This window comes from Streptomyces viridosporus, assembly GCF_002078235.1.
GTDB classification, from domain to species: Bacteria; Actinomycetota; Actinomycetes; order Streptomycetales; family Streptomycetaceae; genus Streptomyces; species Streptomyces viridosporus.
This window is the reverse complement of record NZ_MSGP01000022.1, coordinates 1-6,761: the sequence shown is the minus strand read 5'-3', so window position 1 is coordinate 6,761 and position 6,761 is coordinate 1. Positions and strand designations below refer to the sequence as shown.

5 protein-coding genes are annotated in these 6,761 nt (G+C 71.7%); all 5 read right to left on the bottom strand.

Going from position 1 to position 6,761, the window contains the following annotated elements:
- Window positions 1-127: 127 nt before the first annotated feature.
- Window positions 128-961: a glucose 1-dehydrogenase gene (locus B7L92_RS01770; RefSeq protein WP_081235736.1), complete on the bottom strand. Its 834-nt coding sequence runs from the start codon at window positions 959-961 to the stop codon at window positions 128-130.
- Window positions 962-1,074: 113 nt separating this feature from the next.
- Window positions 1,075-2,079, bottom strand: coding sequence for a DUF2889 domain-containing protein (locus tag B7L92_RS01765; RefSeq protein ID WP_081235735.1), 1,005 nt, complete (start codon window positions 2,077-2,079; stop codon window positions 1,075-1,077).
- 222 nt (window positions 2,080-2,301) lie between these two features.
- Window positions 2,302-3,903, bottom strand: coding sequence for an AMP-binding protein (locus B7L92_RS01760; RefSeq protein ID WP_081235734.1), 1,602 nt, complete (start codon window positions 3,901-3,903; stop codon window positions 2,302-2,304).
- 121 nt (window positions 3,904-4,024) lie between these two features.
- The gene (locus B7L92_RS01755; protein ID WP_081235733.1) at window positions 4,025-6,151 is read right to left on the bottom strand and encodes a molybdopterin-containing oxidoreductase family protein; all 2,127 of its coding nucleotides are present in this window, start codon (window positions 6,149-6,151) and stop codon (window positions 4,025-4,027) included.
- A 48-nt stretch (window positions 6,152-6,199) separates the two neighbouring features.
- A partial coding sequence (locus tag B7L92_RS01750) for a molybdopterin dinucleotide binding domain-containing protein (protein ID WP_304364692.1) occupies window positions 6,200-6,761 on the bottom strand: 562 nt, incomplete at its 5' end.

Sequence of the window (6,761 nt, the reverse complement as noted above, 5' to 3'; positions counted from 1 at the left end):
GCCTTCGCGGGGGGCGTTGCGTCTGGTGTGTTCACGTTGTGTTCCTCCTCGTGAGGGGCAGGGGTGGACAGCACGGCCGTCGGGGCTGTTCCCGGGGAAAGGACGGGCCGGGGCGGTGCGCCGGGGATCATGTCGCGGTTCGGGACGACGCCTTCCTCGCGTGTGCCTGGATCTCCGGGGGCCAGGCCCTGCCCAGCGACAGGCCGCCGTCGACGACGATTTCCTGTCCGGTGAGGAAACTCGACGCGTCGGAGGCGAGGAAGGCCGCCACGGCGGCCAGGTCCTGCGGCTCACCACTGCGGGGGACCGGCTGGAAGTCACGCAGGCTCTCCCGCACCCGTTCGACGCTGTCGTCCAGGGCCGATCCCGTGAGACCGGCGCCGTGGCCGACGATGCGGGTGGCCACGCCGCCGGGCGTCATCACGTTCACCCGGATTCCGCAGGGGGCGAGTTCTACCGCGCTGCTACGGGTCAGCTGGACGACGGCGGCCTTGGCCGCGCCGTAGGCGTGGGGACCGTAACCGGCCCTCAGGCCGGCGACGCTGCCGGTGTTCACAATGCTGCCGCCACCGTGGTCGCGCATGACCCGCGAGGCGTGCTTGATGCCGAGGAAGGCGCTGCGGCACAGCAGCCGGAAGGCTTCGTCCCACTCGTCGGCCGGGATGTCTTCGGCGAAGCGCCAGGATCCCACCCGGCCAGCGTTGTTGACCAGGCAGTCCAAGCGTCCCCGCGTGGACGCCGTGTCCGTCACCGCCGCGGCGATGTCCTCCTCGCGGGTGACATCGACGCGACGGAACACCGCCGCTTCACCGAGTTCCTCGGCCAGGCCGCGGCCCCGTTCCTCATCGACATCGGCCACCACCACGACGGCCCCCGCGTCGACGAAGTGGCGACAGATGCCCGCTCCGATTCCGCTGGCGCCCCCGGTGACCAGGGCGACCTTTCCCTGCAATGAGTGCACGTGGGACCTCTCTCCTCGGCTCCGGGTGATCTGCCCGGGGCGTCGTGTTCCGTGTGGGCGGGGCCGCCGGCGGAACGTGTCCCTCCCGGGGTTCGTCCGCCGTCGCGGCGTCCTCACTCCCGCGCGCGCCGGTGCTGAGCGGCCATCAGGGCGGGCACCTCGGCCAGCGCTCGCAGGGCGTCGTTGAGGTGCGTGCACCCGTCGATGCCGCGCAGCACCCTGGGCACGGTGGTGCGCAGGTCCGCCAGGGGCGTCCCGAGCAGACGGTCCAGGTTGAGCACGGCCAGCGGGCACTCGTCGTACGGCAGGATGCGCGGCTCGGCCCGCAGGGTGAGGAGGGCGCCGGTGCGTGCGTGGGCCGTGGCGTGCAGCCGGTATTCGTGCACGGCGCTCCGGCCGCCCTCGGGCACTGTCGCGCTGTCCTGGAACATCGCGTCCACATCGATGACCTCGCCGGGTGTGACGTCGATGCGCCGGGCCCGGCGCATCGACGGTTCGGTGGGCGCGGTCAGTTCGTGCCAGCCCGCCGGGTCGTCGGGGTGCGGCAGCGGCACGACCCGGCGGGTGCGGTCGCCGCCTGCACGGAACCGGTCGGGGTTCAGGGCGCTGGATCCCGGCATGAAGCCCGTGCAGACGCCTTCCGGCGGGTCCACCGTGGTCCGGGGTGCGCCGGGCTCGGCGGACGGCCACCGGGTGACGGCGAAATCCGCGATCAGTGACACCGCGGCGAGGTCGTCCAGCATGAGGTACAGCGGGGTTCCGGTGTCCCGTTCCCGCGGGAGGGACTGCGCCAGCAGGGCGCGGAATCCGCCGCCGCAGCGGGCGCCGGCGAGGAGGGCCAGTTCGCTCCTGGCGGGGGTCGACTCGATCCCCCCGATCACCCGGCTCGCCGGTGTGAACCGGACCCGCAGCCGGTCCTCGGCGAGGACGAGCGGGGGCCGACCGTCGGCCGGCGTGTACAGGTCGCGGGCCCGCCCGTCGATGTGGAGCCCGGTGCCGAACCCTCCGGGCCACCGCGTGTCGAGCGTCGAGGTACGGCGCACGCTGCCCGGGCGGCGGGCCGGGGACGGTCCGAGGGGGCCCGCGGTCTGCGGTGCGGAAGGGTCTTCGGTGGTCATCGGGTGCCTCTTTGTCAGTGAGGGTCTCACGCTCTTCACGCCAGGTCCCCAGGAGGACGTCCGGTGTGAGCCGGTGTCGTCCTCTGCGCGGGCGGCCCGCCGCCCGCGCTCGCCCGGAGCCTGCCGCCGTGCGCGGGGGGTGCTCCGGTCCGTGCCGGCTGCTCTTCCCGGTCGGCGGGGAAAGCCGGGGAAGGCTGTCCGGGCCGCGGCCGCCGGTCCGGGTCAGGCGTGGCCGTCCCCCCATTTGTTCTCCGCGATGCCGGTCAGCCGGCGGTGGTCGAGCTTTCCGTTGTCCGCGCGTTCCAGCGAGTCGACGAAGGCCATGTGCTTGGGCACCTTGTAGCCCGCCAGGTGTGCGCGGGCGTGGGTGTGGAGTTCCTCCTCCGACGGTGGCCGCTTCCCCGCGCGGAGGAGGGCGACGACCTTCCTGCCGAGGCGTTCGTCGGACACGCCGAGGACCGCGGCGTCCGCGATGCCCGGGTGCTGCTTCAGGACCTCCTCGACCTCTTCGGCGAACACCTTCTCCCCCCCGGTGTTGATGCAGCTGGAGCCACGGCCGAGGAGCTGGATCCGCCCGTCGGCGTCGAGCTGGGCCAGGTCGCCGGGAACGGACCAGCGGCGTCCCGCGGCTTCGACGAAGACCTGGGCCGATTTCTCCGGGTCGTTGAGGTACCCCACCGGGATCCAGCCCGTGACGGCGAGGCGGCCGACCCTGCCGTCTCCCGGTTCTGCGAGCGTGCCGTCGTCGAGCAGCACCGCCGCCCGGTCGGAGGGGACGAACGAACCCGTGTCGGCCACGTTCCCCTGCACCGACACCGTCGACGCCACCGCGGACGCCTCCGACGACCCGAGTCCGTCGAGCAGGCGCGCCTTCGGCACGTGGCGCAGCAGGCCCTCCTTGACCTGGCGGCTCCACATGACACCGGAGGAGAACACGGCGCGCAGGCTCGCCAGTTCCCACCGGCCCGGGTTCTGGTCGAGTGCTGCGAGCATCGGCCGGGCGAAGGCGTCCCCGACGATCGCCAGGGACTGCACCCGCTCGGCCTCCATGACGTCGAGGAGTTCCTCGGGGTCGAACCGTGTTCCCGGCACCGTGACGAGGGTCCCCGCCCCGCTCAGCGCGGCGATCGCATAGAAGAGGCCGGCACCGTGCATCAACGGACTCGCGACCAAGGACCGGATCTCGCGTGTCTGCGTGGCGAGATGGCCCTCAATGGCCTCGCGGTCGCCGTGGTCGGGCAAGGGACGCCCACTCTGCGTGTTGAGCAGCGAGAGGATGTCGCCCTGCTGCCACATCACGCCCTTGGGCTGTCCCGTCGTCCCCCCGGTGTAGATGAGGATCAGGGAGTCGGCCCGTCCGCCACCGTGCGGACGCGGGGGGTGAGTGGCCACCGTCTGTTCGTAGCAGGCGGCCCAGGTGGTGCCCCGGCCCACTTCGAGCCACAACCTGACATGGGGCAGCCGGTGGCGTACGCGGTCGACCCGGTCGCGGAACTCGGCGTCGAAGACCACGGCCTTCACGTCGGCGTCGGACCAGATCTGTACGAGCTCGTCGTCCACGTAGCGGTAGTTGGTGTTCATCGGGGTGAGGCCCGACTTGGCGGCGGCGAAGAAGGTCTCGAGGTACTCGGGACCGTTGCGCATGTACTCGGCCACGACGTCGCCCGGGGTGAGGCCGGTGGCCTCCATGGCCGTGGCGAGCCGGGATGCGCGGTCGTCGAAGTGCGCCCAGGTCCCTCGCCGTTGCCCGTGGACGAACGCAGTGCGTTCGGGGTGCACACGGGCTACGGCCTCGAAGACACTGGCGAAGTCCCACCCTGCCATGTCAGCCCTTTCACGTCATGCCGCCGCGTGGTGCGGAGGTCGGCAATCCATCCGAAGAAATAATCTACAGCCTTTAGATAATTACCTCAAGGCTTTAGGTGAAAGGAAGGGATGTCGCCGCTCACTCCACGTCCTCCTTCACAGCCTCTTCCGGGGCGAGGGCGACCTCCACGGGGACGCCGGTCAACTGCGCCTGGTTGGAGACCGGTTCGTAGGAGCCCGGCCCGTGCGGGGTGAGCCGGTTGACGTTGGCCCCGGGGAACGCCCGCGACAGGGCGAGCCCGCGCTGGAGCCCCCAGCCGTGCTCCAGCGAGACGACCCCCGGCCGCAGCGTCTCATCGAGTTGGGCCGTCACCGTCAGCGCGCCGTACGCCGACGTCACGCGGACGAGATCCCCGTCCCCCACTCCCCTGCGGCCGGCGTCCCCGGGATTCATGCCGAGCCGGTTGCGGTCGCGGGTCCCGGCCTTCATGGACGGCACGTTCGCGTACCAGGAGTTGTGCCACTTGACCGACCGGCGGGTGATGAGTTTCAGCTGGTCCTCGGGCTCGGCGCGAAGCTCGCCGAAGAACCGCTCCAGGCGTTCGATCGCCGCTCCGAAGGCGGCCGGCCGGCAGTCGACGAGCCCGTCGGAGGTGTGCACGTGCCCGGAGAAGAGCGCGCCCGGCCGCAGTCCGCCGCCCACGGCGATCCCCCGTGGCTGCCCGGTGACCTGCGCGCGGCTGAGTCCGCCCCGCGCCAGCATGTGGTCGACCCGTTTCCACCGTGCGGTCCGCGGGTCGGCCTCATCGAGCACACTGGGCTGTCCCAGGCTCCGCGCCAGTCTGGCGAGGATCCACCATTCCTCACGCTGCCCGTGCCGGGGGGCCACGACCCGGGGCGACCAGTGGACGAACGGATCCGGCTGCATTCCGGGCAGGGCCAGGTTGATGTCCTCGCGTTCGTACTGGTCGGTGGCGGGGAGCAGCCAGTGGGCGTCATCACTGGTCGCGTTCGGGTAGATGTCGACGACCACGAGCAGTTCGAGGCTCTTCAGCGCCTCGCGGAGCCGGTCCTCTCCGGGAATGCTGAGCAGTGGGTTGCCGGCCATGACGAACAGGGCCCGGATCGGTTCGGCCGCGTCGAGGATGTAGTCGGCGAGCAGGACGCCCGGCAGGTGCCCGCGCCGCATGTCCCCGAACTCTCCGCGGACGAGTTCCGCCTCCAGATCCGCCCGGCCCCTGGCGATGTAGGGGTAGACCTCCTGCCCCGGGATGTTCCCGCCCCGGGTGTCGAGGTTGCCGGTGACCAGGACCAGCATCTGCAGCAACCAGTAGGCAAGGGTGCCCTGACGCCCCATGTTCACTCCGGTCGCCATGTAGGCGCAGGCCCTGGGGGCGGCGGCGAACTCGCGCGCGATCGTGCGGATCGTCCGGGCGTCGAGGCCGCAGACGTCCGCGACCCGCTCGGGCGGGTACCGGCGGACGAACTCCCGCAGCCCGTCGATGTTGCGCGCCACGTCGGACAGCCCGTCCACGAAGCCCGTCGTCCGGTCGATCTCACACAGCAGCGCGGCGAGGAAGTACGCGTCGGTGTCGGGTTTGATCTGGACCGCTTCCCCCGTCCGCCGTCCCGAGCTCTCGGTTCTGCGCGGGTCCACGAACCAGATCCTGGCGCCCCTGGACGCGGCGCCGACCAACTCGTTGTAGGCGTTGGGCATGGAGATGAGCGTGCCCTTGCTGACCCGCCAGTTGCTTCCCAGCAGCAGCACGGCGTCGGCGTTGCGCACGTCGGGGAGGGGGTGCAGGAGGCTGGACCCGTAGACGGCGGCGCTCGCGGCGTACTTGTTCATGGTGTCCTGGGTGCCGGAGGAGAAGATCCGGTCGACGCCGAGCCGGGCGAACACCTCGGGCGTGCCCACACCGAGCAGGCTGTTGAATCCAGCGGGGTTGCCCAGGAAGACCCCCACGGCCTGCGGTCCGTGCTCGTTCACGAGGGCGGAGAGCCGGTCCGCGATGGCGTCCGACGCCGCGTCCCAGCTCCGCTCCCGCGTGTCCGCCGCCGAGATCCGCTCCAGGGGCACCCGGAGGCGGTCGGCGTCCGTGTTGACGTGGACCGCGGCCAGCCCCTTGGCACAGGCGAAGCCCCGGGAGACGGGATGTTCCCGGTCCGGTTCGAGCCCGGTCAGCACGCCGTCGGTGACCGTCGCGATCAGACCGCACGCGGCTTCGCAAATCCGGCAGTACGTCGCGGTTCGCCTCTGGGTCACAACCTGCCTCCGAGTCCGGGCCCGCCAGAGCGGCCCAGTGGTGTGGGGTTATGCGGGACGTGTGTGCGGTGGGGTCGCTTCCCCGGCCCTCCGAGTGGCCGGAAGGAAGGCGTCGTCCGGGTGCGGGCGGGACGGCGGCCGCCGCTCCGCCGGTACGACCGTCACCGGTACGGCCGTCATGGTCGGCATGTGGTTGATGGGCTGGGCGGCGTGGTCCAGGGAGGTGAGCCGGTTGACGTTGCTGCCGCACTCACGCGGGTCCGCCGCGGGGTCGACGCTCCCCCACCCATGGGACATCGACAGGACGCCGGGCCGTACCGACGCGTCACCGTGTGCGACGGCGTCGACGGATCCGTGCGGCGACCGGACCGTGACCGGGGCGCCGTCCTCGATGCCGAGGCGTTCCATGTCCTCGGGGTGCAGGAAGGCCGGGTTGTACGGGTGTGGCGGCAGTCCGGCGACGTCCCGCCCCAGCGAGTTGACCAGTTCCCGCATCCGGCGCACCACCAGTCGCAGCGGGAAGCCCTCGTTCGCGGCGTCGTCCTCCAGGGCGGCGTCGAGTTCCGCCTCCACGTCGGGGGGCAGCAGGCTGAGGCGGTGGCCCGCCCGG